The organism is Rhizobium sp. C1 (assembly GCF_021026335.1).
In the GTDB taxonomy this organism is placed as follows: Bacteria; Pseudomonadota; Alphaproteobacteria; order Rhizobiales; family Rhizobiaceae; genus Ensifer_A.
The window spans coordinates 335,584-361,772 of record NZ_JAJNCY010000002.1 but is presented as its reverse complement, the minus strand read 5'-3'; the positions used below and the strand labels follow the sequence as shown (position 1 = coordinate 361,772).

23 protein-coding genes are annotated in these 26,189 nt (G+C 61.9%); 14 read left to right on the top strand and 9 right to left on the bottom strand.

What is annotated here, in order from left to right:
• Window position 1: 1 nt before the first annotated feature.
• Entirely contained in the window at window positions 2-3,091 is a 3,090-nt protein-coding gene (locus LQK83_RS07290) for an efflux RND transporter permease subunit (protein ID WP_230836700.1), read from the top strand.
• A gap of 22 nt (window positions 3,092-3,113) precedes the next feature.
• Here the strand turns inward: LQK83_RS07290 and LQK83_RS07285 are convergent, their stop codons facing one another.
• Window positions 3,114-5,237, bottom strand: a complete 2,124-nt coding sequence (locus tag LQK83_RS07285; protein ID WP_230836699.1) for a putative bifunctional diguanylate cyclase/phosphodiesterase — start codon at window positions 5,235-5,237, stop codon at window positions 3,114-3,116.
• A gap of 530 nt (window positions 5,238-5,767) precedes the next feature.
• Here LQK83_RS07285 and rpsF point away from each other — a divergent pair.
• From rpsF to LQK83_RS07260, 5 genes are all read left to right on the top strand, one after another.
• Window positions 5,768-6,214 carry a 30S ribosomal protein S6 gene (gene rpsF, locus LQK83_RS07280; protein ID WP_109858095.1) on the top strand — a complete coding sequence of 149 codons (447 nt, stop codon included), beginning with the start codon at window positions 5,768-5,770 and terminating at the stop codon, window positions 6,212-6,214.
• 12 nt (window positions 6,215-6,226) lie between these two features.
• On the top strand, window positions 6,227-6,472 hold the full coding sequence (gene rpsR, locus LQK83_RS07275; RefSeq protein ID WP_109858096.1) for a 30S ribosomal protein S18: 246 nt from the start codon (window positions 6,227-6,229) through the stop codon (window positions 6,470-6,472).
• 156 nt (window positions 6,473-6,628) lie between these two features.
• On the top strand, window positions 6,629-7,627 hold the full coding sequence (locus LQK83_RS07270; protein WP_230836698.1) for a DUF2232 domain-containing protein: 999 nt from the start codon (window positions 6,629-6,631) through the stop codon (window positions 7,625-7,627).
• Window positions 7,628-7,640: 13 nt separating this feature from the next.
• Entirely contained in the window at window positions 7,641-8,222 is a 582-nt protein-coding gene (rplI, locus tag LQK83_RS07265) for a 50S ribosomal protein L9 (protein WP_230836697.1), read from the top strand.
• 436 nt (window positions 8,223-8,658) lie between these two features.
• A complete protein-coding gene (locus tag LQK83_RS07260) occupies window positions 8,659-9,915 on the top strand; it encodes an SAM-dependent methyltransferase (protein WP_230836696.1) in 1,257 nt (418 codons plus the stop codon).
• Between the two features lie 68 nt (window positions 9,916-9,983).
• Here the strand turns inward: LQK83_RS07260 and LQK83_RS07255 are convergent, their stop codons facing one another.
• Both LQK83_RS07255 and LQK83_RS07250 read right to left on the bottom strand, forming a co-directional pair.
• The gene (locus LQK83_RS07255; RefSeq protein WP_230836695.1) at window positions 9,984-11,375 is read right to left on the bottom strand and encodes an NAD-dependent succinate-semialdehyde dehydrogenase; all 1,392 of its coding nucleotides are present in this window, start codon (window positions 11,373-11,375) and stop codon (window positions 9,984-9,986) included.
• Window positions 11,376-11,678: 303 nt separating this feature from the next.
• The gene (locus LQK83_RS07250) at window positions 11,679-12,098 is read right to left on the bottom strand and encodes a PACE efflux transporter (protein ID WP_230836694.1); all 420 of its coding nucleotides are present in this window, start codon (window positions 12,096-12,098) and stop codon (window positions 11,679-11,681) included.
• Window positions 12,099-12,281: 183 nt separating this feature from the next.
• Here LQK83_RS07250 and LQK83_RS07245 point away from each other — a divergent pair, with 183 nt between their 5' ends.
• Window positions 12,282-13,211, top strand: a complete 930-nt coding sequence (locus tag LQK83_RS07245; protein WP_230836693.1) for a DMT family transporter — start codon at window positions 12,282-12,284, stop codon at window positions 13,209-13,211.
• A 135-nt stretch (window positions 13,212-13,346) separates the two neighbouring features.
• Here LQK83_RS07245 and LQK83_RS07240 read toward each other — a convergent pair whose 3' ends face one another.
• A complete protein-coding gene (locus LQK83_RS07240; RefSeq protein WP_230836692.1) occupies window positions 13,347-14,471 on the bottom strand; it encodes a GGDEF domain-containing protein in 1,125 nt (374 codons plus the stop codon).
• A 319-nt stretch (window positions 14,472-14,790) separates the two neighbouring features.
• On the opposite strand from LQK83_RS07240, the gene LQK83_RS07235 reads away from it, so the two are divergent.
• On the top strand, window positions 14,791-16,287 hold the full coding sequence (locus LQK83_RS07235) for a replicative DNA helicase (protein WP_230836691.1): 1,497 nt from the start codon (window positions 14,791-14,793) through the stop codon (window positions 16,285-16,287).
• 57 nt (window positions 16,288-16,344) lie between these two features.
• Here LQK83_RS07235 and LQK83_RS07230 read toward each other — a convergent pair whose 3' ends face one another.
• Both LQK83_RS07230 and LQK83_RS07225 read right to left on the bottom strand, forming a co-directional pair.
• Window positions 16,345-17,574 carry an alpha-D-ribose 1-methylphosphonate 5-triphosphate diphosphatase gene (locus LQK83_RS07230; protein ID WP_230836690.1) on the bottom strand — a complete coding sequence of 410 codons (1,230 nt, stop codon included), beginning with the start codon at window positions 17,572-17,574 and terminating at the stop codon, window positions 16,345-16,347.
• A 123-nt stretch (window positions 17,575-17,697) separates the two neighbouring features.
• Window positions 17,698-18,345 carry a hypothetical protein gene (locus tag LQK83_RS07225; protein ID WP_230836689.1) on the bottom strand — a complete coding sequence of 216 codons (648 nt, stop codon included), beginning with the start codon at window positions 18,343-18,345 and terminating at the stop codon, window positions 17,698-17,700.
• Window positions 18,346-18,860: 515 nt separating this feature from the next.
• Between LQK83_RS07225 and poxB the strand changes: the two genes are divergently transcribed.
• Together poxB and LQK83_RS07215 are read left to right on the top strand one after the other, a co-directional pair.
• On the top strand, window positions 18,861-20,585 hold the full coding sequence (poxB, locus tag LQK83_RS07220; RefSeq protein ID WP_230836688.1) for a ubiquinone-dependent pyruvate dehydrogenase: 1,725 nt from the start codon (window positions 18,861-18,863) through the stop codon (window positions 20,583-20,585).
• A gap of 2 nt (window positions 20,586-20,587) precedes the next feature.
• On the top strand, window positions 20,588-21,097 hold the full coding sequence (locus LQK83_RS07215) for an FUSC family protein (RefSeq protein ID WP_230836687.1): 510 nt from the start codon (window positions 20,588-20,590) through the stop codon (window positions 21,095-21,097).
• On the opposite strand, the gene LQK83_RS07210 is transcribed toward LQK83_RS07215, so the two are convergent.
• From LQK83_RS07210 to LQK83_RS07200, 3 genes are all read right to left on the bottom strand, one after another.
• Window positions 21,075-21,380, bottom strand: coding sequence for an AzlD family protein (locus tag LQK83_RS07210; protein ID WP_230836686.1), 306 nt, complete (start codon window positions 21,378-21,380; stop codon window positions 21,075-21,077). The genes LQK83_RS07215 and LQK83_RS07210 overlap by 23 nt on opposite strands.
• Entirely contained in the window at window positions 21,377-22,081 is a 705-nt protein-coding gene (locus LQK83_RS07205) for an AzlC family ABC transporter permease (protein ID WP_230836685.1), read from the bottom strand. The genes LQK83_RS07210 and LQK83_RS07205 overlap by 4 nt, the downstream gene beginning before the upstream one ends.
• Window positions 22,082-22,172: 91 nt before the next feature.
• The gene (locus tag LQK83_RS07200; protein ID WP_230836684.1) at window positions 22,173-23,168 is read right to left on the bottom strand and encodes an AraC family transcriptional regulator; all 996 of its coding nucleotides are present in this window, start codon (window positions 23,166-23,168) and stop codon (window positions 22,173-22,175) included.
• 98 nt (window positions 23,169-23,266) lie between these two features.
• Here LQK83_RS07200 and LQK83_RS07195 point away from each other — a divergent pair, with 98 nt between their 5' ends.
• The 4 genes from LQK83_RS07195 (at window position 23,267) to LQK83_RS07180 (ending at window position 26,189) form a co-directional block, all read left to right on the top strand.
• Window positions 23,267-24,055: a transporter substrate-binding domain-containing protein gene (locus LQK83_RS07195; RefSeq protein ID WP_230836683.1), complete on the top strand. Its 789-nt coding sequence runs from the start codon at window positions 23,267-23,269 to the stop codon at window positions 24,053-24,055.
• A 103-nt stretch (window positions 24,056-24,158) separates the two neighbouring features.
• The gene (locus tag LQK83_RS07190) at window positions 24,159-24,830 is read left to right on the top strand and encodes an amino acid ABC transporter permease (RefSeq protein WP_230836682.1); all 672 of its coding nucleotides are present in this window, start codon (window positions 24,159-24,161) and stop codon (window positions 24,828-24,830) included.
• On the top strand, window positions 24,827-25,486 hold the full coding sequence (locus LQK83_RS07185; RefSeq protein WP_230836681.1) for an amino acid ABC transporter permease: 660 nt from the start codon (window positions 24,827-24,829) through the stop codon (window positions 25,484-25,486). Before LQK83_RS07190 ends, LQK83_RS07185 begins: the two co-directional genes overlap by 4 nt.
• Window positions 25,464-26,189 carry an amino acid ABC transporter ATP-binding protein gene (locus LQK83_RS07180; RefSeq protein ID WP_230836680.1) on the top strand — a complete coding sequence of 242 codons (726 nt, stop codon included), beginning with the start codon at window positions 25,464-25,466 and terminating at the stop codon, window positions 26,187-26,189. The genes LQK83_RS07185 and LQK83_RS07180 overlap by 23 nt, the downstream gene beginning before the upstream one ends.

Below are 26,189 nucleotides of genomic sequence, written 5' to 3'. Positions count from 1 at the left end.
CGTGAATATTTCCGAAGTCTTCATTCGCCGCCCTGTTGCGACGATCCTTCTGATCGTCGGCGTCCTGATGGCGGGCATCGGCGCCTTCCGCCAGTTGCCCGTGGCAGCCCTGCCGCAGGCGGACTTCCCGACCATCAGCGTCTCTGCACAGCTTGCCGGCGCCTCGCCCGATACAATGGCGGCGGCTGTCGCCACGCCGCTGATCAAGCAGTTCCAGACGATCGCCGGCATCGATTCGATCACCGCCAGCTCGTCGCTCGGCAATACACGCATCACGCTGCAGTTCGACCTGACGCGCAATATCGACGCGGCAGCGGCAGACGTTCAGGCCGCCATTGCCCGCTCGCAGCGCGCCCTGCCCTCCAACCTCACCAGCACGCCGAGCTACCGCAAGGTCAACCCGGCGGATAGCCCGATCATCTTCCTGGCGCTGACCAGCAACACCGCGCCTGTCACACAGATGGACGATATCGCGCAGAACGTGCTCTCGCCGGCGCTGTCAACGGTGGAAGGCGTAGCACAGGCGCAGGTCTTCGGCTCCAAGACCTATGCCGTTCGCGTCGAGGCCAATCCGAACAAGCTCGCCGCCCGCGGCCTGAGCCTCAATCAGGTTGCAAATGCGCTGAGAGCCGCCAACGACCAGACCCCGCTCGGCACGCTGCAGAACAAGTCTCAGGCGCTGGCGGTCAATGCCGATACGCAGCGGACCAATGCAGATGAATTCCGCACGCTGATTATCGCGACGCCGGGTGGACGCGCGGTGCGTCTGGGCGATGTCGCCGATGTCAAGGACAGTATCGAAAACCAGCAGCAGGGAAGCTGGCTCGACGGTCAGCCGACCATCGCCGTCGCCGTCTATCGCCAGCCGGATGCCAATACCGTCGACGTCGTGGATCGAGTGAATGCTCAGATCCCGCAGCTTGAGGCCAACCTGCCGGCAGGCATGCATCTGAAGGTCGTCAACGACGCCTCCAACTCGATCCGCGAGGCGGTGTGGGACGTGCAGAAGACACTGGCTATCACCATCGGCCTCGTCGTTCTCGTGATCTTCCTGTTCCTGCGCAGCTTCTGGGCCACCATGATCCCGGCGCTCGCGGTTCCGCTGTCGATCGTCGCGACCTTCGGCTTCATGTACTGGATGAACCTTTCGATCGACAATATCTCGCTGCTCGGCCTGACGCTCGCCGTCGGTCTCGTGGTGGACGACGCGATCGTCATGCTGGAAAATATCGTGCGCTATGTCGAAGAGGGCATGAGCCCCTTCGAGGCCGCGATCAAGGGCAGTAGCGAAGTCACGGCGACGATCATTTCGATGTCGCTTTCGCTGGTCGCCGTGTTCCTGCCGATCCTCCTGATGGGCGGCGTTGTCGGGCGCGTTCTCAACGAATTCGGCATCGTGGTGTCTCTGTCCATCATGGCCTCTGCGGTCGTGTCGCTGACCGTCACGCCCATGCTGACGGCGCGCCTGCCGGACAGCGGTCATCACCATGGCGACAAGAAAACGCTGTTTGACCGCGTCAATGACGGCTATGGCCGCGCGGTCGGCTGGTGCCTTGACCACAAGGGCATCATCACTGTCGTCTTCCTCCTGTCCTTTGCAGGTTCGGCCTGGCTCTTCGCCACCCTGCCGCGCAGCTTCTTCCCCAGCGAAGACAACGGACTTCTGACCGTGTCGACGCAGGCCCGGCAGGATATTTCCTATGATGCGATGTCGAAGCTTCAGGCGCAGGCGGCGGCTGTGATGTCGGAGAACCCGGCTGTTCTGCATGTCACATCTTCGCTCGGCTCCGGTCCCGGCGGCTCGACCTTCAACTCGGGCTCGATGTTCGTTCAGCTGAAGGAACGCGACCAGCGGCCGCCGCTGGACGTGACGCTGGCACAGATGCGGCGCGCCCTGAACGAAGTCGCCGGTCTGAAGACCTTCATTGTGCCGGTGCAGAGCCTGCGCTTTGGCGGCCGCAGCACACAGAGCCAGTATCAGGTCGTGCTCAAGTCGCTGAATGCCGACGACACGCGCCAGTGGTCCACCAAGCTGCAGGCCGCGATGGCTGCCGACAGCGCCCATTATATCGACGTGGCGACCGACCTGCAGAACAATGCTCTGCAGGCCGACATCAAGGTCGATAATGACCGCGCCAACGCACTCGGCATTACCTCCGCGGCGATCCGCAATACGCTGGAAGCGGCCTTCGGTACGCTGGACGTGACGCAGATCCAGACGACGGGCAACAGCTATAACGCCATTCTGGAGTTGGACCAGAACCGCCAATGGGATGAAACGGATCTCGGCTCGCTGCTGATCCCGACATCCTCCGGCAATCAGGTTCCGCTCTCCAGCATTGCCACGATTACCCGTACGGCCGGTCCCGTGACCGTGAACCAGACGGGGCAGCTGACCGCGGTCACGCTGTCGTTCAACCTGCCGCAGGGTGTCTCGCTTGGCGTCTCCACCGACCGGCTGAACGAACTGCGTCACGAGATCGGCATGCCGGAGACGGTCACGACGGAGCTTGCCGGTACGGCACAGATCTTTGCGCAATCGACGGGCAATACAGGTCTGCTCATCGCCACCGCCATCCTGACGATCTATGTGGTGCTCGGCGTTCTCTACGAGAGTTTCGCGCATCCGCTGACCATTCTCTCAGGTCTGCCGTCGGCCGCTCTCGGGGCGCTGCTGGCGCTGAAACTCTGGGGGCTGGATTTCTCCATCGTGGCGCTGATCGGTCTCCTCATGCTGATCGGCATCGTGAAGAAGAATGCGATCATGATGATCGACGTGGCGCTGACCTTGATGCGGGACGACAACATGGATCCCGGCGAAGCGATGCATATCGCCGCCGTGCGCCGTTTCCGTCCGATCATGATGACGACCTTCTGCGCGCTTCTGGCCGCAGTCCCCGTCGCACTCGGCACCGGCCCCGGTTCCGAGCTTCGCCAGCCGCTCGGCGTGGCCGTGGTCGGCGGCCTCGTGATCTCGCAGGTGCTGACGCTGTTCATCACGCCGGTCATCTTCACGCAGGTCGAGTGGATTTCTCGCAAGCTGAGCTTCGGCAAGCGACGCGACGCCTCTGCCACCATTCCGGCAGAGTAAGCCGGTCCTTCAGTGATTGAACTCAGCCTGCCCGGGCCATTTGCCGGGGCAGGCTGTCAAAGGCTTCAGCGGGTACAGGCCGGCCGAAATAGTAGCCCTGCATGAACTGGCAACCGACCTGGCGGAGATACCCCGCCTGCTCTGCCGTCTCCACCCCTTCGACAATCACCGGAATGTCAAGTGCATCGGCCAGCGACACCGTGGCGCTCAGCACCGCTCTGCCCTTTTCGCTTTCCAGCGCCTGCACCAGCGAACGATCGAGCTTGAGACGATCGAAGGTGAAATGGCTGAGTGTGCCGATGCTGGCATAGCCCGTGCCGAAATCATCCAGTGCAAAGCGTATGCCGATGGCCCGTAGCGCATCGATCGCGCGGCGCGCCTGTGTCGGGCTGTCGAAGAGTACGCCCTCGGTCACCTCGAGGATGAGACGGCGGGGGTCGAACGACTCCCGTTCCAGCGTCGCGGCAAGAGCCTCGGCGAAATCGGGGGCGCAAAGCTGCGTCGGGGAGACATTGACCGCAATGTCGATGCCCGGTTGCGCTTTTGCAAAACCTATAGACCGCTCGAGAACGATCTGGCCGAGTTTGAAGATGAGACCGGATTTTTCCGCCAGAGGAATGAAGACATCCGGGGAGATGGGGCCCTCCGGCGCCGTCCACCGCGCCAGAGCCTCCACACCGACGACCGCGCCGTTCGCAGCCGAGACGACAGGCTGGAAGGCAACCGCGAGCCCGTCCGAATCGAGCATCAGGCGCATCTGCTCCTCAAGCTCGGCCAAAGCCTCGCGGTCGCGATCCATGTCGGAGGTATAGGCCAAACTCTGGCCGCGGCCGGCTTCCTTCGCGCCGTAAAGCGCCATGTCGGCGCGCCGGATCAGTTCGAAGGCATCCACGTTGGGTGCATGCGAGGCGTAACCGATGCTGGCGCCGATTTCGCTGGTATGTCCGGCAACCACGAACGGCTCTTTGAGCGCCTGCAGGGCGGCATCCGCCACTTCGGACGGATCGCAGCACGGCCGGCTGGCGAGAGCGAACTCATCTCCGCCGAAGCGCGCGGCAAATTGCAGCTCGGGATGGCAGGCCACCAGACGCGCCGCGACCTCGCCGATCAACTCGTCGCCGACCAGATGCCCCCAGGTGTCGTTCACGGCCTTGAACCCGTCGAGGTCGATCAGGTGAAGGGTCACACCGCCACGTCCGACAGCGCTGCCGAGATGGGCCTGCAAGGCACGGATCATGCCGTTGCGGTTGAGCAAGCCACTCAAGGGATCATGCGTCGCCTCCCGGTCGGCCGCGGATGCAAGGCGCCTGAGTGCCAGAAGCTCCGCATAACCGGCGAAGACAGCCGTTGCCAGAAGGATGCCGAAAACAATGAGCGCGCCGGTCAGCGCCGGGCGTACCTCGTCGTAAAGTCGCGTACCGAGATTTCGTCCGGGCCATGCCAGATAGGCCACTGGCTGACCATTGCTGCCGATCAGCGGTACGCTTAACTCTGAGGCCGGCTTGACCGCCGTCAGATGAAGATTGGGCAGAAAATAGTCCGAAGCGACACTGTCGATCATCGAGGGTGTGGCGAGCCTGAACATTGTCAGGACGTCAAAACGCCCTCCCGGCGGCATGTTGCGATGGGGCTGGAGGGCACGCGAACCAACCATGGCAATGCTGCCGTTCAGGCGAAAAACGTTGATGATCGGCGGCTTGTCGGGCGTCGCGGCGGCAATCGCCTGCTTGACAAAGTCCGGCCCCAGGGCCGAGACGGCGTCGAATTCTACGCCCTTAAGATAGGCGTCAATCAAGCGGCCTTCGGAATCGGTGACAGCCAGACCGTCATAGAGCTGATAATCGGCCGAAATTGATCCCCAATTGGTCCGGATCCACTCCTTGCGGGTTTCAGCCTTCATCGCTTCGAAAGCTTCTTGCCAGACCGCATTGTCTTCGAGCGTGCCGGAAAGGCGGCGGCGCAGAGACAAGACCGCCGTATGCGCCGCACTTGCCGCACGGGAATCATCAATCTCGTTGGCCTTGTCGCCCATGGCTTCCAGCACAATGACCAGCAGAAACGCCAGCAAGAGCGCTACGATCAGCGTTCCGGCGATTGCCGCCGGGGCAAGCCAGTTTCGCCAGTCCCGGACGTATTTGTCAGGCACCAATTTCAATCCCACCCCCAGCTCAACCCCTTGCGACCAACCCGGCACCCCCGAAGATACTCACGCCCAAGAGCCTTACGGATACAGCGTGAAAAATACATTAATCAATCATAATATATTTAAATACACGAACACCCAGCGTTCCAGAACATATCGAATTCTGCAAGTCCGAACAGATTTCGCAAGCGCAGTTAGGCTGAAGCGGTTCCATTTTCCTTGCTCAAGTGCAATTTCCAGTAAAAATTGGCAGCACACGCCTCCGATGGCCGCAGCCCTTGCAATCCGCGCCAAAATCCGTATAAGCGCCCCTGATCGTTTAACCCGGTCTTATGGCTGGTGGCTGAACGGAGGGTCCGGACCTGCAAAGGTCCGACATGGAAGCAAAAGCTTTCCGGCCTCCCGTGTCTCCGCTCTCGACCGTATGAGACAAAACGCTTTTCTTGCCACCCTTTCAACAGGGTTCACGAACAGTCGTTGAGGCTTGGCGCCATGCCCGGGTTCTGATCGAAACGCAAGAAAGGCAAAATACAATGGCACTTTACGAACATGTATTCCTTGCCCGCCAGGACGTGACCCCGCAGCAGGTCGAAGGCCTTGTAGAAAACTACAAGGGCGTGATCGAAGCAAACGGTGGCAAGGTCGGCCGGGTCGAGAACTGGGGCCTCAAGTCCCTCACCTACCGCATCAAGAAGAACCGCAAGGCTCACTACGTCCTGATGGACATCACGGCTCCGGCAGCAGCGATCCAGGAAATGGAACGCCAGATGCGCATTTCGGAAGACGTTCTTCGTTACATGACCGTTTCGGTCGAAGCACACGAAGAAGGCGCATCCGCCATGATGCAGAAGCGCGACCGTGACGACCGTCCGCGTCGCGATGGCGACCGTCCGGACCGTGGCCCGCGCGAAGGCGGCTTCAACCGCGATCGCGGTGACCGCGACGACCGTCCGCGCCGTCCGCGCGAAGACCGTGCATAAGGAGATATGACCATGGCTGATGCATCTTCCCCGGCACGTCGCCCGTTCCACCGCCGTCGCAAGACGTGCCCCTTCTCCGGCGCCAACGCTCCGAAGATCGATTACAAGGACGTTCGTCTCCTGCAGCGCTACATTTCCGAGCGCGGCAAGATCGTTCCGTCCCGCATCACGGCTGTTTCGCAGAAGAAGCAGCGCGAGCTGGCCAAGGCCATCAAGCGCGCCCGCTTCCTCGGCCTGCTGCCCTACGTTCTGGCCTAAGCCAAACGGTTGAATAAAGGTGGAGGCTTCAAGCGAGCCTCCACCGACCCCTTCCGCGATGGGCGCGGATCGGAACCAGGCAAAACCCATGTTGGGATTGAATGGCGAGAGCCACGTCCCTAACTGCCAACGGAAACCCAACGGCAGGACAGCGAGATGAAGATGAACCCGGACTTTAAATCGATCGCGATCGGCGCACTCGCCGGATTGACGTCAGCGCTTCTGGTGCTGGCGGCGACTTCGCATCTGTCCGCCTCCATCGTCTTTCTCATTCTCGCCGGCATGCCGGTCTTTATCGCAGGACTTGGATTTGGCATCGTGGCCGCCGGTTCGGCTCTGGTTGCAAGCTTCCTGGTCCTGGCTATCACCGTTTCCCCGATCTTCGCACTGTCCATTCTCGCTCTCCCCCAGTTTCCGGCCGCCTTCATGTCGCGACTGGCGAATTTCGCACGTCCTGCCGAAGAACTCGGCGGTCCGGCCAATGTGATGGCCTGGTATCCGCTGGCCGACATGATGATGCGGCTTTGCGCGCTGGTCGCGGTCGCGGTGGCCCTCACGCTGCTGGCGACAGGCTATAGCCGCGGCACCGCCAGCGACATCATCAGCGCTGCGATGAAGGCGCTGAGCGCGCAGGACCCGACCTTTAACATGGATGCGGCCGTCCTCGCGCAGGTGACTGCCTTCTATTACTACCTGCTGCCGCTGAACCAGGCCGTGATGTCGGTCATCACGATCTTCGCGGCCTATTATTTCTCGGCGATCATCGTGCGCACCACGACGCAGGCTCTGCGTCCGCGCGAGGACATGCCGTCCGCGCTGCGCATGAACCGCGACAGCATCTACGTTCTCGGCGTCGGCCTGACGCTGCTGATTGCCGGGATGATTACGCATAACAATGTGCTGACCATCGTCGGCTCCTCGATTTCGGGCGCCTTTGGCGGTGGCTTCCTGCTGGCCGGCCTTGCCGCCTTCCATTTGAAGAGCCGCGGCAAGTCCTGGCGGATGCCGGCGCTGATCCTCGCCTATCTTACCATTTCGCTGACCGGCATCGTCTTCCTGATTGTCGGCCTGCTCGATACCCGCCGTGCCATTGCACTGACGCCCGTGGCCGGCACGACGAAACAGAACCAACCAACAGACAATTCGAACACCTGAAAGGAATAAGACGATGGACGTCATTCTTCTTGAACGCATCACCAAGCTCGGCCAGATGGGCGAGACCGTCAAGGTTCGCGACGGCTATGCCCGTAACTACCTGCTGCCGCTCGGCAAGGCGCTGCGCGCCAACGCTGCCAACAAGGCCCGTTTCGAAGCCGAGCGTGCAACGCTCGAAGCTCGTAACCTCGAGCGCAAGTCGGAAGCCCAGAAGGTTGCCGAGCAGATCGATGGCAAGTCCTTCATCGTCGTCCGTTCGGCTGGCGAAACCGGCCAGATGTACGGCTCGGTCGCAGCTCGCGACATCGTTGAAATCCTCGGCAACGAAGGCTTCACGATCGCCCGCAACCAGGTTGAACTCAACAACCCGATCAAGGCCATCGGCCTGCACAAGGTCGAACTGCACCTGCATGCGGAAGTCACCGCATCCATCGAGCTGAACGTTGCCCGTTCGGCTGAAGAAGCCGAGCGTCAGGCCAAGGGTGAAGACCTCACCTCGGCTGAAGCCATCTACGGCGTTGACGAAGACGCGCTGCGTCCGGAAGACTTCTTCAACCCGGAAGCTGAATACGAAGACGAAGACGAAAACGCATAATCGTTTTCACAGTCAGTTTTTGCGAGGCCCGGGTGGAACCACCCGGGCCTTTCTGCGTTTGGAAGCCGCCCGACCGCATGCCTTGAAGGCAGCGGAAGGAGGCAGGCGCGAATTTCATCACTTGTTCAGAAATCCATTGATTCGCGTCGGAAAGTTTGTAATCCTTACTATTAATACCGGTGACTATTTGGATTGCGTTTTCTGATCCGCGCTGGTGAGAGCTTCCCCCGCTCTTCGGTCAGGCGTCTGCCGCCCGGCAGACAACTCCCCTCAGGCGCTACAACGGCCGAGCCCGTTGCAAAAGGATGGACCTACGCGAGCCGGTATGGCGGTCTCTTTCAACGACCGCTGAGCTAGGGTGTATGGTTTTCTGAGCGGGATTGCGGCGAAACAGCCATTCGCCTTCGCCGACCCGCTACCGCGCGGAGAGGCAAGCATGTACCGATTTCTCGACAGATTTCTTTCCCGATCCATTCTCAAGGGCAATCTTTCCATCACGGCGTCGGACGGGAAGACTTATCGTTATGGCGACGGAACCGGCGCGCCGGTCCACGCGCACCTGACCGATGCCGCCACAGAAAACCTCCTGCTGCTCGACCCGGCGCTGAGGCTCGGCGAGTGCTACATGCAGGGCTCGCTGAAAATGCTCGAGGGCACGATCTACGACTTTCTGAAGGTGACGCTCTCCAACATGCCAGGCAGCGTCGAGACGAAGAACTCGTTTGCGAAGCTTGCGCTTTCCATGCGCAATTTCGGGCATCTCGTCAGCCGCGGCAACAATTTCATGCGGGCGCGGCGCAATGTGCAGCATCATTACGACCTCTCCGGCGCGCTCTACGATCTCTTCCTGGACGACGACCGGCAGTATTCCTGCGCCTATTTCCCGACGCCAGACACGACGCTGGAGGAGGCTCAGTTCGCGAAGAAGCGTCACATCGCCGCCAAGCTCAATTTCAACCGCCCTGATCTGACCACGCTGGATATCGGCTGCGGCTGGGGCGGGATGGGGCTTTATCTCGCCAGCACCTTCGGTGCAAAGGTGACCGGCGTGACGCTCTCGGACGAGCAGCTGGCCATTGCCAACAAGCGGGCCGTCGCCAACGGGCTCTCGGGCCGAGCCGAGTTTCTGCTGAAAGACTATCGCCATCTCGATCAGAAATTCGACCGCATCGTCTCAGTCGGCATGTTCGAGCATGTGGGCAAGAAGAACTTCAACGAATATTTCGAGAAGGCGGCGATGCTGCTTGCCGACGACGGCGTCATGCTGATGCACACGATCGGTCAGGCCTCACCGCCGTCGCCGACGAACCCGTTCATCGAGAAATATATCTTCCCCGGTGGCTATATTCCCTCGATGTCGGAAGTTCTGCCGGCCATCGAGCGTTCGGGCCTGATGCTGGCCGATGTCGAAATCCTGCGCTATCACTATGCCGAAACGCTGAAGCACTGGCGCGCGCGTTTTCTGAGCCACTGGAACGAGGCGGCAAGGCTCTATGACGAGGAATTCTGCCGCATGTGGGAATTCTATCTCGCCTCCTCAGAGGCCGCATTCCGCTTCCTCGACCTCAATGTCTTCCAGTTCCAGCTGGTCAAGCAGCGTGACGCGCTGCCGATGATCCGAGACTATATGATGGACACCGAACGGGCCCTGATCGCATCGGAGCACTCGGACATGAAGCTGGCGGCGGAGTAAACTTCGGCGACGCATTCAATTTGAAAGGAGGCCTCGCGGCCTCCTTTAGTTTCAAGAAGGTATTCGCTTCAGAACGGCGCGTCGATATCGACGACGCAGACCAGCTTGTGATTGACGAATTCCTTGATGCCGAGGCCGATCAGTTCGCGGCCATAGCCGGACCGGCGAATGCCGCCGAAGGGCAAATCAGCCTTCACCATGGTCGGATGGTTGACGAAGACCATGCCGGTGGAAATGCGGCTGGCGACCGCCGCACCGCGCTTCACGTCGCTGGTGAAGACCGAACCGCCGAGACCGAAGGGCGAGTCGTTGGCGATCTCGATGGCCTCGTCTTCGTTGCGAGCGCGGAAGAGCATGGAGACCGGCCCGAAGAACTCCCAGTAGCGCGCCGGATTGTCCTTGCCGATATCGGTCAGGATCGTCGGTTGCACAAAGGCGCCCTGGTTCGGCACCGGCGGGCCAACCTCGGTGGCGGTTGCGCCGAATTCGACCGCCTGGCGGATCTTGTCCTTCACCTCATCGGCGGCCCCTTGCGAGGAGAGCGGGGCAAGCGTCGTCGAGGGATCGAAGGGATCACCGGCCCGCAGGGCTGCAACGCCCTGCTTGTAGCGATCAAGGAAGCGGTCATAGATCCCCTCCTCGATGATCATGCGCTTCGAAGAAACGCAGACCTGACCGCCATTCCAGTGGCGACCGAAGACGGCCCATTTCACCGTCTTTTCCAGATCCGCATCGTTGAGGACGACGAAGGCATCGGCGCCGCCGAGTTCCATGGTAGATTTCTTCAACGCGTTGCCAGCAGCGGAGGCCACCGTTGCGCCCGCGCCTTCGGAGCCGGTGAGTGCCACGCCATGGACCCGCGGATCGTTGATGATCAGCTCGACCTGCGAGCGGGTTGCATAGAGGTTCCTGAAGCCACCCTGCGGCAAACCTGCTTCCGCCATCAACCGTTCGAACATGGCGGCCGATTGCGGGACGTTCGACGCATGCTTCAGCAGCATCGTGTTGCCTGCGCAAAGCTGCGGCGCGATGATACGGGCGATCTGGTAATAGGGAAAGTTCCACGGTTCGATCGCAAGCAACACACCGAGCGGTTCGCAGACCAGCATGGCCTCGCCCTCATCGGGGCTGGCAACGGGCAGTTTCTCCAGCTCCAGCAGGCGCTCCGCATGGCGATAGTAATAGTCGAAGATGTCGGCGGAAAGCGTGACTTCAGCCCTGGCTTCCGAGAGAAGCTTGCCCATCTCGAGCGTCAGGAAACGGGCGTATTCGTCGATGTCCCGACGAAGGATATTTGCGGCGGCATGCATGATCTTCGCGCGCTCGGCGACGGGCAGAAGCCGCCATTTCAGGAAGGCCGCATGCGCCTGATCAATCGCCGCGACGACTTCGGCGTCGGTGGCATTGGGGAAGGTCTTGAGCAGTTCGCCCGTGTAGGGATTTGTTGTGGCATAGGCCATGGGAGTCGTTCCTTGTTCACTCGTGGCGGCGCACCCGGGCGAGCGCCGGGAACCGCCTCAAGACTTTGAAGGCGTTGTTCTTCATTCGTCTGCACCGAGCGGCCCGAACACGTCAGGCCAGTCGCCACCAGGCCGACGACGCGCAACGGGAGTGTCACCGCAGACACTGTCGATAGTCGCAGATATAGACGAGAGGGAGTTGATCGCGATCAAGCCGGGGCGCGGCAGATGGCTGCGCGGGGCCCGGATTGGATCGCGGATGCGACACCAGCGCGGATCGAAATGTGGCGGAGAGACGAGGTCTTACTGCGCCGACTGCGGCAGTCCGAAAATCTTGTCGAAGGCGAGATTGAAGAGATAGGTGTAGCAGACAAAAAAGAGCGCGAAGGAGATCTCGTAGACAAGCGCCTCAGCCAGCGGAATGGAGAGCCACCAGCTCATGAAGGGAGCAAGAAGCACCATGAGCCCGATTTCGAAGCCGGCCGCGTGGGCGACGCGGCGGCGCGTGGAGCGGCCCTTGACCGTCTGGCGCGCTTCCCACCATTCGAAACCGACTGTGTAGACATAATTCCAGCCGACCGCGATCAACGAGGTGAGAACGGCAAAGCTGCCCGTATCCAGGAGCGGCTCGCCGAGCAGAACAGCCAGGCTGACGCCAACCATCAGAATGGCGATGAATTCGTAAGACGCGACATAGACCACACGTCTGACCCTCGGCGTCATAGCTCTATCCCGTTCCGCTCTTGCAATCCGCCCTCTTTATATGAACCTGCCTCGGGAGGAAAAGGTGCCTGCATGGAATTTCTGCCCGCGCCGCAAATGGAATAGCAATCAAGGCAGAACGACCTTATAGATCGTCTTCCAGTCTGGCCTTTGCGCCGCCCTCCATCTTCCGGTGTTGCCATCATGTATCTCGGCATTCTCGCGGGCCTGACAACCTGTGCCCTTTGGGGTCTCACCTTCGTTGCGCCTCGGGCCGTGATGCCCTTTTCGGCCTTCGATTTAGCAGCCGCGCGCTATGGTGTTTTCGGCCTGACCTGCATTCTCCTGATGCTCAATCCCCGTTTCCGGCCGCGGGGCGCTCCGCTCCGGCTGTGGATGGCCGGAATCGTTCTCGGCAGCGTCGGCTATGCCGGCTATTTCCTGCTCGTCTCTTTCGCAGTCAACGATGCAGGCGCGGTCATCCCGCCGCTGATCACGGGTCTCATGCCGGTTCTTCTGCCCGTCATCGCCAATGTCCGTGAAAACGCCCTGCCCTGGCGCGCGCTCGCCCTGCCGCTCGGTCTCATCGTCGTCGGCCTCATCGTCGCCAATGTCTCGACGCTCTCGCATCTCGATGTCGCGGGCTCCTCCTCCCTCATCCGCGGCGCACTCTGGGCCACGGCCGCGCTTGTCGTCTGGATCAGCTACGGCATCGGCAATGCGACGATCATGCGCCGCGCGGATGCGCCGGACGCACTGCACTGGACGGGCATGCAGGGCGTCGGCTCGGCGCTCTCCAGTCTCCTGCTCCTGCCGACGGTCTCCTACGGCCTTTTTGCCACCGCGACGACCGGCGAGATCGTCAACTTTGCAACGTGGTCGATCTCGATGGGGCTTGCCGCCTCGTGGCTCGCCACCTGGTGCTGGGTCTATGCCGCCAAGCATCTGCCGCTGTCGCTCACCTCGCAGCTGATCATCGCCGAAACCGTCTTCGGCGTGGCCTTCGGTCTGATCTATGAGGGGCGCCTGCCGACAGTTCCCGAGGGTCTGGGCGCAGCGCTGCAGGTTCTCGGCGTCGCCATGGCGGTCTATGTGTTCGGCCGCGAGCGGCGTGTCGAGCTGGCTGTTCCCTAGAGCGTTTCCAGGAAAAGTGCGTAGCGGTTTTCCGTCCGGAAATGCGTGAAAACAAAGAGATAGAGTGTTTCAGCGTTTCCATCAGATGGTGAAACGCTCTAGTCTGCGAAACGCGCAGCCGTGGGCGTCGCCAGTCTATGCAGCCGAAGAAACCGCTTTCAGATCCAGCGTCGCAGGCAACTCCCTGTCGACGCCTCCGCCCTGACGCTTCACACGATAGGAGGCGGCATCGGCAAGCCGTATCATCGTACTGAGATCGGCCTTGGTGGACCTCTCGATCGTGTAGCCGAGGCTGACGCCGACCGTGATCGGCTTGCCGGATATCAGGTAGGGCATTCGCAGCGTGTTCAGGATGCGAGCGGCAAGCGTTTCCGCTTCCTCCGGGCTCTTGATAGAAAGCTGCAGCACCACGAACTCGTCCCCGCCCATGCGAACGGCGATGACCTCCGGACTTTGCAATTCTTGCAGCCGCCCGCCGATCGCAGCCAGCAGCTCATCTCCGGCGACATGGCCAAAGCGATCGTTGACCGTCTTGAAACCGTCGAGATCGAAGCATTGGAGACAGGTCAGCATCTCCTCCCTGCGCGGGAGAGCCAGGAAGGCCTCCGCCAGTGCGACACGGTTGCGAAGCCCCGTCAAAGGGTCATGGCGCGCCTGACGCTCCATCTCCAGCCGCATGGAAATCTGCCGGATCGAAAGATGGTAGGCGTGCCAGATGCTCTGCATGGCAGCGCCCAGGAACATCAGAAACAAGATCGTGAGCAGCCAGTGTGCCACATCGCCTCCGAGCGCCGTGCAGACAATTGCCGGAGCGGACGCAATCATGATGGCGGCGGCGGCAAGATAGGGCCGAATCGCAATGCGGCTCGACACGCCCGCGCAATATCCGAAGAGCAGGCCGGTCCCGAGCATTTGCACGGAGGTGTCGCGATGGAGAAATATCGCCGAGGCGAGCCATCCCACGGAGGCTGCGACAACGAAAGTCATCAGCCCATGGGCCAGCTCCCATCGGGCCGCCTGCTCTACCGTCGCACGCCCGATTGTATTGAAGCGCCGATGGGCCGCCATCAGAAGGATCTTCGCGATGGAGGCGACGCTGCCAAGCGCCACGGCGAGAAGAAAGCCGGCGCCGCCGAGACTGTCATAGGCAAACAGCCCGATCCCGGCGATGGTCAGACCCATCACCGTTGTCGGCATAAGGGTGTAAGCAAGCTGCGACACCAGAATCTTGAAGACCTCATCCGTCTCTCTCAACGGCACCGGCAAACCCCTTGGACGCACATTGGTTCCTCGTCATGACGACGTGAGGTCCAGACTGGAGGAAACTTGTTAATACTCCGTCGTGGATGGGGCCGCGAATTATTCCTGAAAGCTGAAATATATCCTTGCAGGCTTCATTTTTCACAACAATCCGGCATAAGCGATGGCCCACACGCGCCCCTGCCGACACAGTCAATGCGAATTCTGGTTTTTTCCACCCCAGTTCGCGGGAGCTGTGGGAAACAACTATAATCGCGACTCTGCCGGAAACTCGGCGTAAGAGATAAAGATTCCGCATGACAGATATTGGATGCCGACGATGAACGAAGCCGCGCGCAAGCTGGAAATGGTCAAACCGGGCGAGCCGCAGTACCGAGAGGCCCCGAACAACGTGGAGGCCGAGCAGGCGCTGCTGGGCGCCATTCTCGTCAACAACGATGCCTTCTATCGCGTTTCGGACTTTCTGAAGCCCGCGCATTTCTATGAAGCCCTGCACCGCCGCATCTTCGAAGTGGCGGGCGACATCATCCGCATGGGCAAGACGGCCAACCCCGTCACCATCAAGACCTTCCTTTCCGCTGACGATCGCGTCGGCGACATGACGGTCTCGCAATATGTGGCGCGCCTCGCCGTCGAGGCCGTGTCGATCATCAATGCCGAGGACTATGGCCGGGCGATCTACGATCTGGCGCTGCGCCGTTCGCTGATCGGCATCGGCGAGGAAATCGTCAACGTGGCCTATGACGCGCCACTCGACATGCCGCCTCAAAAGCAGATCGAGGACACCGAACGCCGCCTGTTCGAGCTGGCTGAAACCGGCCGCTATGACGGCGGCTTCCAGTCGTTCAACGACGCAGTGGCACTCGCCATCGACATGGCGGGGGCGGCCTTCGAGCGCGACGGCCATCTGTCCGGCATCTCGACTGGCATCATGTCGCTGGACAGCAAGATGGGCGGCTTGCAGCGCTCGGACTTGATCGTGCTTGCAGGGCGTCCGGGCATGGGCAAGACCTCGCTTGCCACCAACATCGCCTATAACATTGCTGCCGCCTACGAGCCGGAAGTTCTGCCCGACGGGTCGTTCAAGGCCAAGAATGGCGGCGTCGTCGGCTTCTATTCGCTCGAAATGTCGGCCGAACAGCTCGCCACCCGTATCATCTCCGAGCAGACCGAAGTCTCGTCCTCGAAGATCCGCCGCGGTGACATCACGGAAGCCGATTTCGAAAAGCTGGTCGCCTGCTCCCAGATGATGCAGAAGGTTCCGCTCTTCATCGACCAGACCGGTGGTATCTCGATTGCGCAGTTGGCTGCACGCGCCCGGCGCCTGAAGCGCCAGCGCGGGCTCGATGTTCTGGTGGTCGACTACATTCAGCTCATGACGGGCGCCAAGAAGTCGGGCGAGAACCGTGTGCAGGAAATCACCGAAATCACTACCGGCCTCAAGGCGCTCGGCAAGGAACTCAATGTTCCGATCATCGCGCTCTCCCAGCTCTCCCGTCAGGTGGAAAGCCGCGACGACAAACGTCCGCAGCTCTCCGACCTTCGCGAATCGGGCTCGATCGAGCAGGACGCCGACGTGGTGCTCTTCGTGTTCCGCGAAGAATATTACGTGAAGAACCAGGAGCCGCGCGACATGGCGGACCCCAAATATCCGGAATGGGAAGCGCTGATGGACAAGGTCAAGGGCACGGCCGACGTCATCATCGCCAAGCAGCGTCACGGGCCGACCGGCACCGTCAAGCTCGCCTTCCAGTCGGAATATACCCGCTTTACCGATCTCGCCGATCCGAGCTTCCTGCAATACGAAGAGCATTGAGGCGACGCAAAATTCAGGCAAGGCCGTTCAACGCCTTGCCTTTTTCGCGACCGGCAATCAACCGGCCGGCGTCGCGTTATAGGCGGTGCGGCCGGCGGCCCAGGTGCGACGCACGACGGGCGTTGACTGTTCAGGCCACTCAACCAGCACAAGATCGGCGCGCTTGCCGACAGCGATTTCGCCGCGATCCCTGAGATCGAGTGCCTGCGCGGGATTACCCGAGACGAGCGGCCAGAGCGTTTCGACCGGCCCCACACCATCGGCGACCAGCCGCGCCAGACCGATCAGCATGGCGGGGTAGTAGTAGTCGGACGCCAGGATATCGCAGAGGCCTTCTCGCACCATCTGCGCCACGCCCGGCGAACTGCCGAGATGGCTGCCGCCGCGCGCGGCATTCGGTGCGCCGAAGACGATCCTGTCGCCGGCTTCGCGGGCGGCAAGCGCGACACGCCGGTTCATCGGGAATTCGCTGATGCGGGCGCCCTGCCCGCGGAAATAGTCACGTGTTTCGATCTGGCTGTCGTCATGTGAGAGCATAGGCGCGCCTGCCGCACGGCCGAGGCTTGCCACAGTGTCGATGACGGCAGGCACCTGCGGGCGGCGCTCCCACATGGAGGCAATGAGCGCAATCATCTCGTCAAGCGACATCTTCGCCCGTTTGGCCCGCTCCCCCATGCGTCCGCGGAACGCCGGGTCCGCCAGATCGACCACCGGAAAATCGGGGGAGAACTCGAAGGGGCGCTCCTGCATGGAAACCGAATTATCCAGCAGCGCCATCGAGGTATGATCGTTGAAGGCGATGGAGGGCGTAAACTCGCCCTGCAGCGCATCGCGAATGAAATCCACGGCCTCGAAGCAGAAGCTTTCCCAGCGCAGTTGCAGGCGGTTTTCGACGGCAAGGCGCGGCCGGAGCCTCGTCAGCGTCTCGAAAACCGCCCGTCCCATCTCGACAGAACGCAGGCCTGGCTCCCAGCTGAGCGTGAGGGCATGATAGGTCGTGGCGATACCATTCGCGGCCAGCTGCCGGTCAGTCTCGAGAAGCGCCGCGTCGACCGGAAACATCGTGCCGGGGCGCGGCATCAACTGGCGCTCGAAAGCGTCGCCGTGGATGTCGACGAAGGCGGGACCAAGCAGATGACCGCTGCCATCGACGACCGTCGCTCCATCACGGGCGCCGTCAATGGCCGTGATGACGCCGCCTTCGAAGCGCAGGCTCGCCTTTTCGAGCCGGTCGCCGAGCACCAGCGTTGCGCCTTCGATCACAGTTGCCGCAGTCTTCTCCATCATGAGGTCCTTTTCGCAGGGATATCCCAATTGCGCGGCGGAATCTCCTTCGTCCGCGCGTGTCGCCGCCGGTCCTAGGCCGCTCCTGTGACGGTTTGACGAAAGCCCGTGTCTCTCATGCGTTGTTTAAAGATGCGGCATGACGAAACCCGGCCAGGGCAAGTCATGGGCCGAGGCCAGCGCCGCGAGAACCGCGACCGAGGGCTTCGGCGTCAGCACGTGGCAGGCGGTTCCGGCAGGCGGCGGCGCAGGCGCGCCATAGCCCTCATGCGCCCATGGATAGAGACGGCCCCGCCACAGCAGAAGCGGTGTTTTGGGAGCGTCCGGCAACGTTACGACGACACCATCCGGCAGAGCATCCGGATGTGCCTCAAACGTAATCTTTTTCCCCGTCGCGGACAGGCGCGCCGCATGCAGCGCCGTATCCATCTCATCGGCCGAGGGCTTCGCTCCGAAGGTAAGCGCCCAGCCCTGACGATAGGCCTCGTAATCCTCGCGGCGGCATTCGGCGCAGGGGCGATGGCCGGCGGCGAGCGCCGTCGGCTCGTCGGCGAAGAAGAGCGGCGTGTAGCGGCCCGGCGTGTCGAAGGGCGCCAGAATTCCGCGCGGATGGGTGAGCCGGCAGGCGATCCAGCGCTTGACCTTCCAGTCACGGGCGATCGCGCCGTAGCGATCGTGCAGATCGCCGCGATTGCCCATCAAATGGCCGCGCGCGGGAACCGCCTCACGCATGCCGAAGGGGTTGATGCGGTTTTCTCGGGCATGCGCGATCATGGTTTGCTCTCTGACGCGGCGTTCGCCGGACGGCGTATCTCCGGCGCGTCCTTCCGCGAAAGCTCACACTGTTCCCGTTTTCGCATGGCTGCAACCCGGTTCCCGCATAGAACGGCTCAAGTCTTTGAAAATATGATATATATTCTAAAATCCTGACAAATCGACTGTCTTGAAATTGTCTTGTAACAAGCCCATATCGCAGTTGCGGAGGATAACCCGTCAGCCTAGCCGAGCGCCGGTCGGCGGATAAAGCGCAGTCGGCAAAGCTGGAGCCCTCCATGCCCGATCCGTCAGGAACATTTGAGACCCCGATCCTCTTTCCGAAACGCCCTACGGCAACCCGTCTCCCTTCGTCACCCCGCCTGCCCAGCCCGCTGACCGGTCGTGTTGATGTCGACAGACCGCAGAGCCACAGCAGACCCATCCCGCGTCATCGTCTTTCCTCTTCATGCGAAACGGCACGTATCGCGTGCTCGCGCGTTGACGTGTGAACTCACCCCCAAGGAGCAGCCATCATGAGCATGACCATTGCCGATCTTCTGGCCGAGACACTGGCGAATGCCGGTGTGAAGCGTATCTGGGGCGTGACTGGAGACAGCCTCAACGGGCTGAACGACAGTCTGCGCCGCATCGGTCGCATCGACTGGATGCATGTGCGCCATGAGGAGACCGCCGCTTTTGCCGCCGGGGCTGAAGCCGCCGTGACGGGCGAGCTCGCCGTTTGCGCCGGGAGCTGCGGGCCGGGCAATCTGCATCTGATCAACGGTCTTTTCGATTGCCATCGCAATCATGTTCCCGTGCTGGCGATTGCCGCGCATATCCCCTCCTCCGAAATCGGGCTCGGCTATTTTCAGGAAACGCACCCGCAGGAACTGTTTCGCGAATGCAGCCATTTCGTCGAGCTCGTGACCAATCCGGCGCAGATGCCCGCCGTCCTGCAGCGCGCCATGCGCGCCGCTATCGGACAGCGCGGGGTGGCGGTTATCGTCCTGCCGGGCGATGTGGCGCTTCAGGCCGCGCCCGAGGGGGCGAGCGCCGAATGGGCGACGCTTGCCCAGCCGCGTCTCCTTCCGGCGGAGGCCGAACTGGAGCGGCTGGCTGAGTTGCTGAACGGTTCTCAAAAGGTCACTATCCTCGCCGGCAGCGGTACGGCGGGCGCACATGACGCGGTGGTCGCGCTGGCCGAGCGGCTTCAGGCGCCAGTCGTGCATGCGCTGCGCGGCAAGGAACATATCGAATGGGACAATCCCTACGATGTCGGCATGACCGGTCTGATCGGCTTTTCATCCGGCTATCATGCCATGCTCAACTGTGACACGCTGGTCATGCTGGGAACGGACTTCCCCTATCGCAATTTCTATCCGGACGATGCCAGGATCGTGCAGATCGATCGCGACCCGGCCGCACTCGGCAAGCGCGCGCGTCTGTCGCTCGGCCTTGTCGGCGATGTGAAGGAAACCATCGACGCGCTTTTACCGCGCCTGAAAGCCGATCGCAGCAGCAGCTTCCTTGACGCGGCGAAGGATCATTATGCCAAGGCGCGCAGGGATCTCGACGATCTGGCACAGCCGGCCAAGACCGGGCAGCCGATCCATCCACAATATCTGACGCGCATGGTGAGCGAGCTGGCCACGCCGGATGCGATCTTCACCGCCGATGTCGGCACACCCACTGTCTGGGCGGCGCGTTATCTGAAAATGAACGGCAAACGCCGGCTGATCGGCTCGTTCAATCACGGCTCGATGGCCAATGCCATGCTGCAGGCGCTGGGCGCACAGGCCGCGGCACCGGACCGGCAGGTCGTTTCTCTTTCGGGCGATGGCGGCTTCACCATGATGATGGGCGATTTCCTGTCACTCGTTCAGCTTGGCCTGCCGGTGAAAGTCGTGGTGTCGAACAATGGTTCCCTCGGCTTCGTCGCCATGGAGATGAAGGCCGGCGGTTATCTCGACACGGGGACCGATCTGCAGAACCCCAATTTCGCCGCCATGGCGGAAGCGATCGGTGTCAAGGGCATTCGGGTGGAGGATTCGGCGGCACTGCCCGACGCGCTGCGTCTGGCCTTTGCGCATCCCGGCCCGGCGCTGATCGATGTCGTCACCGCGAAACAGGAACTGGTGATGCCGCCGAAGATCAAGCTTGAGCAGGCCAAGGGTTTCAGTCTCTATATGCTCAAAGCCATCATCAACGGGCGCGGCGACGAGGTCATCGAACTCGCCCGCACCAATCTGGGGCGTTGAGCATGCTGCCAAGGCTAACCGTGCGTGACATTGCCTATGTGGTGCGATGCGCCGGGGCCGCCACGCTTGCCTATGTGCTGGCCGTCTCTGTCTTCGGGCTGGTGCATCCGGTCTGGGCCGCAGTATCAGCGATCGTCGTGTCGCAGGAGAAGCTGTTCCAGACGCGTAACGCCATGCTCTGGCGCTTTGCCGGCACGATCGTCGGCATTGCGGTCGCCGTCGCGGCGGGAACGCTGACAAACTCATTCGGCTGGGACATCGCACTTCAGATGGGGGCGAGTGTCGCCATCTGCGCCGCGCTCGTGCGCCGCTGGCCGGACCTCAGGGTGGCGATGTGGACCGCGCCGATCGTCTTCTTCTCGCACGATTCCGCAACATCGCTGCTGATGTCGGGCTATGCCAGAGGCACCGAGGTCATCCTGGGTGGCATCATCGGCGCAGCAGCCCACTGGGTGACAGAACAAGTCATCACGCGGCCGAGCGAGGGCACTAACTCCAGCCCAGCGCCCTGAAAAGCGCTGCAGTCAGAACGCCGAGTGCCGTCGCGGCCAGCAGTGGCAAGCGCAGGGCTGCAAATGCCGTGACGGCGGCGGCGGCCGTTTCGGCGATCCCGGTCGCCAGTGCGACGGGCGCGACCAGCGCCATCAGCACGGCCGGCGGGACCGCGCCCAACACCTTGCGCCCGCGCGGACCGAGCCGCAGCCGGTTCATCAGGTAAAGTCCCGAAAGCCGCGTGAGAATGGTGGCGCAGGCCATGGCGAGGATGGCTGCAAAGGCGGATGCCTCGATGCTCATGCCGGCAGCTCCTCCGACCAGAGGAATTCCTGGATCGCGGCAGCGATAATCCCGGCCGTCGCGCCGGCGGCAATGTACCAGGCACCGGGAACGAGCGCGTGAACCGCAATCGCCGCGAACCCGCTCGAGGCAAGGATCACCCCGGTTTCGCGGCCCTTCCAGAAGCCGACCACCAACACGATGAAAACGGCGGTGAAGGCGAAGTCGAGGCCGAGCGCGCGCGGATCGCCGATGGCAGTTCCGGCCAGCGCGCCTGCAAGCGTTGCAAGGAGCCAGACGATATAGAAGGGAATGGCGATGCCGGCATACCATGCGGGCGTCAGCGTGGCGGCCATCGCGCGCTTCTCCGCCATGGCCCAGACCTCGTCGGCCAGCAGTAGCATGGAGACATAGCGCAGCCAGACGGGGAAGGCCTGCAACTTGCCGCCCAGCGACATGGACAGAAGGACATGGCGGATATTGACGAGCAGCGCCGCCAGCCCCAGCGCGAACCAAGGCGCGGGAGAACGCCACAGGTCGAGCGCCACGAATTGCGAGCCGCCGGCAAAAACCAGCCCGCTCATGAGCACGGCTTCAGCCACGGAAAGGCCCTTCGCGGCCGCGCCAACGCCGAATATCATGCCGATGGGCGCAACGGCCACCGTCAGGGGAAGCGTGGCCAAGGCCCCGCCGCGAAAATCATCAAACCAGGTCTGCCGCATCGTGTCTCCATCCTTCATGCAGAGATGGCTTACGCGGCCGGTTGGCGACAATCTTGAACGAAAGTGCTCGCGGCAAGTGGCGCCGCGGGGGTTACCGTTCCAGATGCGCGTTGCGATAAACGGCAGGGGTGACGCCCGTGCGGGCCTTGAACTGGCGCGTCAGATGCGCCTGATCGGCAAATCCGCAATCGAAGGCCGTGTCGGCAATGGCGGCGCCCTGCTCCAGCAGGCCGCGCGCGGCGCGGATGCGGCGGTCGGTCAGCCAGCCATGCGGCGGCATGCCGAATTCCTTCCGGAAGGCGCGGATGAGATGCGCGCGCGACAGGCCGACGGCATCGGCCACCTCCGTCAGGCTGAGATCGTCGCGATAGCGCGCATCCAGAAGATCACGCGCCTGGCGCACGGCGCTGTCCGCTCTGAGCGACGAGACCTCGATCGTTTCGCCGGCGAAAACATTCATGAGCTTGAGCATCAGCGTCTGGAAATGCGTCTCGATTTCCAAACGTGCCCCGCCCGCCTCGATCTGGCGATGCAGCGCGAGAAAGGCCTCCGCCAGCGGCGGGGCGAGCACCGTCTCTTCGGGAAAGGCGAAGCTTTTCGGCATGGTGCGTTGCGCCGCATCCTCGGCAACCGAACGCAGCGCCTCAAGGCTCGGATACATCATGCGATAGCGATAGCCGTCCTCAGCCGGTCGCCCCTCGTGGATCACATCGGGGTTGATCAGGTAGATCGTGCCCGCCCCGGCATGGACCTTGGAGCCGCGAATGCGTGATTCCTGCACGCCGGCCTCAATGACGCCGATGCAGAAAGTTTCGTGCGTATGAGGCGCAAATTCCAGCTTGCGGAAAGTGGCGGAGAGGCATTCGAGCCCGTTCAATGCCTCTGCGCGCCAGAAGCGCGCGCGGTCGCGGCTTTCCAGCGGGCCGGAAGATCCTTCTATCTCATGGGCATCCTTCATGACCTGACGATAACGCCAAGCCCCGCCGGCGTCTTGAAGAAAATGCGCATGGATGGTCGCGCCCCTGCTGCCTGCACTGCACACGCGCCATGCAACAGCTGCTGGATAATTCGGCACAAGCCTTGCCATTGTTAGCCTTCGCTTCCCATTAGCCTGCTTTTCCAGCATTTGCCTCTTCTGGCATGGGGTTTGCTTTGCGCTGATCACAGCACAATAAGGACGTGACCATGCTCAGAAGACATTTCCTCGCCATCGCCGCCGCCACGATGGCCGCCACTGCAGCCCTGACCGGCGTCGCCCACGCGGACGCGCTGGCCGACATCACCAAGAGCGGCAAGCTGAAGGTCGCAGTTCCGCAGGACTTCCCGCCATTCGGCAGTGTCGGCGCAGACATGACGCCGCAGGGCTATGACATCGACATGGCAAAGCTGATCGCCGACAAACTCGGCGTGAAGGTCGAGCTGGTCCCGGTCACCAGCGCCAACCGGATCCCTTATCTCCAGACCAAGAAGGTCGATCTGGTCATCTCGAGCCTCGGCAAGAACCCGGACCGCGAGAAGGTCATCGACTTCTCTTCTGCTTATGCGCCCTTCTACAACGGCGTCTTCGCGCCGGGCAGCGTTGCCATCAAGTCGACTGCCGATCTCTCGGGCAAGACGATCGGCGTGACGCGCGGCGCAGTGGAAGACCTGGAGCTGACCAAGGTCGCGCCGGCGGACGCCACGATCAAGCGCTATGAGGACAATAACGGCACGATTTCGGCCTTCCTGTCAGGTCAGGTGGATGCTGTTGCTACCGGCAACGTCGTGGCCGCCGCCATCATCGCGAAGAACCCGCCGAAGAAGCCGGAAATGAAGTTCCTCATCAAGAACTCGCCCTGCTTCGTCGGTCTCAACAAGGACGAGCCGGCGCTTCTCGAAAAGCTGAACGCGATCATAGCCGAGGCCAAGAAGGACGGTTCGCTGAACAAGATCTCCGAAAAGTGGCTGAACGCCCCTCTCCCGGCCGACCTCTGATCGGCGCTGCGGGCCGGCCGTTCTCCTGATTTCCTTCCGGGCCGGCCTGCATTCTCGTCTTTCCCACTCTGATACCCAGCCTTGAGCTGGCACGAGGTGAGGCTTGGCCTACCATTTCGATTTTTCCTGGATCCCGGACTATTCCGGCGTGATCATCAAGGGGCTGGCGATCACGGTCGAGCTGACGATTGTCGGCGGGCTGGTCGGCGTCACACTCGGCACGTTTTGCGCCTGGGCGCGGGCGCTTGGGCCCAATTGGCTGAAGCCGATTGTCGGCGCCTATGTCGAGCTGATCCGCAACACGCCGTTCATGATCCAGCTCTTCTTCATCTTCTTCGGCCTGCCCTCCATCGGCGTTCACATGAACGAGTTGGTGGCGGCCAATATCGCCATGGTGATCAACCTCGGAGCCTATAGTGCCGAGATCATACGGGCGGGCATTCAGGCAACGCCGCGCGGGCAGTTCGAGGCGGGCGCGAGCCTTGCCATGTCGCCGATCCAGACCTTCAGGCATGTCATTCTCGTGCCGTCGCTGCAACGGATCTGGCCTGCCCTTTCCTCGCAGGTGATCATCGTGATGCTGGGCTCGGCGGTCGTGTCGCAGATTGCGGCGGAGGATCTGACATTCGCGTCGAACTTCATCCAGTCGCGCACCTTTCGGGCCTTCGAGGCCTATTTCCTGACGGCGGTCATCTATCTGGCGCTCGCCATCCTGCTGCGCGCCGCCATGCGGGGCATCGGCACGATCATCTTCCCGCGACGGAGGCGCGCATGAGCGACTTTTCCACCTGGGACATCATCCGCAATCTGCTGCTCGCCGCCCGCTGGACCGTTGTGCTCTCGCTCGTCTCCTTCATCGGCGGCGGCGTGCTCGGTGTCATCCTGCTCTTCCTGCGGATCGGGAAGTTTGCCGGCGCTTGCGCGTTTGCGCGCTATTATGTCGAGCTTTTTCAGGGGACGCCGCTGCTCATGCAGCTCTTCCTCGCCTTTTTCGGCCTCGGGCTTTTCGGCATCGATGTGCCGGCCTGGCTGGCGGCGGGTCTGGCGCTGATCTTCTGGAGCGCGGCCTTCCTCATGGAAATCTGGCGCGGCTGCGTTGACGCCATTGCCAAGGGACAATGGGAGGCCTCGGCCAGCCTTGGCATGGGGTACTTCCAGCAGATACGCTACATCATCCTGCCGCAGGCGATCCGGATCGCCGTACCGCCGACCGTTGGATTTTCGGTCCAGGTCGTGAAGGGCACCGCGCTCACCTCGATCATCGGCTTTGTCGAACTCTCCAAGGCCGGAACCATCGTCACAAACGCCACCTTCCAGCCCTTCACGGTCTATGGCTTCGTGGCGCTCATCTATTTCGCCCTGTGCTGGCCGCTGTCGAAGAGCGCCCAGGTGCTCGAAAGGAAACTGAATGTCGCTCATCGAAATCACTGAAGTCCGGAAAGCCTTCGGCGACAACGAGGTGCTGAAGGGCATCAATCTGAATGTCGAACCGGGCGAAGTCATCGCCATCATCGGCAAGAGCGGCTCGGGCAAATCCACCCTGCTCCGCTGCATCAATGGGCTTGAGACCATCAATGCCGGATCGATCGCGGTCGCCGGCGCGCAATTGCTGCCCGACGAGTTGCATCTTCGGGCGCTGCGCCTGAAGGTCGGCATGATCTTCCAGCAGTTCAATCTCTTCCCGCATCTGACCGTCGGCGGCAATGTCATGGTTTCGCAGACCGTGGTGAAGAAGACCGCCAAGGATCAGGCGGAGGGGATGGCGCGCAAGATGCTCGACCGCGTCGGCCTCGGCCACAAGTTCGATGCTTATCCCGACGAGTTGTCGGGCGGGCAGCAGCAACGTGTGGCGATTGCCCGTGCGCTGGCCATGGAGCCGATTGCGCTCTTGTGCGACGAGATCACCTCGGCGCTCGATCCGGAGCTTGTCCAGGAAGTGCTCGCCGTGGTGCGCGAACTGGCGGCGGAAGGCATGACGCTGATCATGGTGACGCATGAGATGAAATTCGCCCGTGATGTGTGCTCGCGCGTCGTCTTCATGCATCAGGGCCGTGTTCATGAAATCGGTCCGCCGGAAGAGGTGTTCTCCAATCCGCAGACGGCCGAGCTGAAGCAATTTCTTGGCATGTTGTGA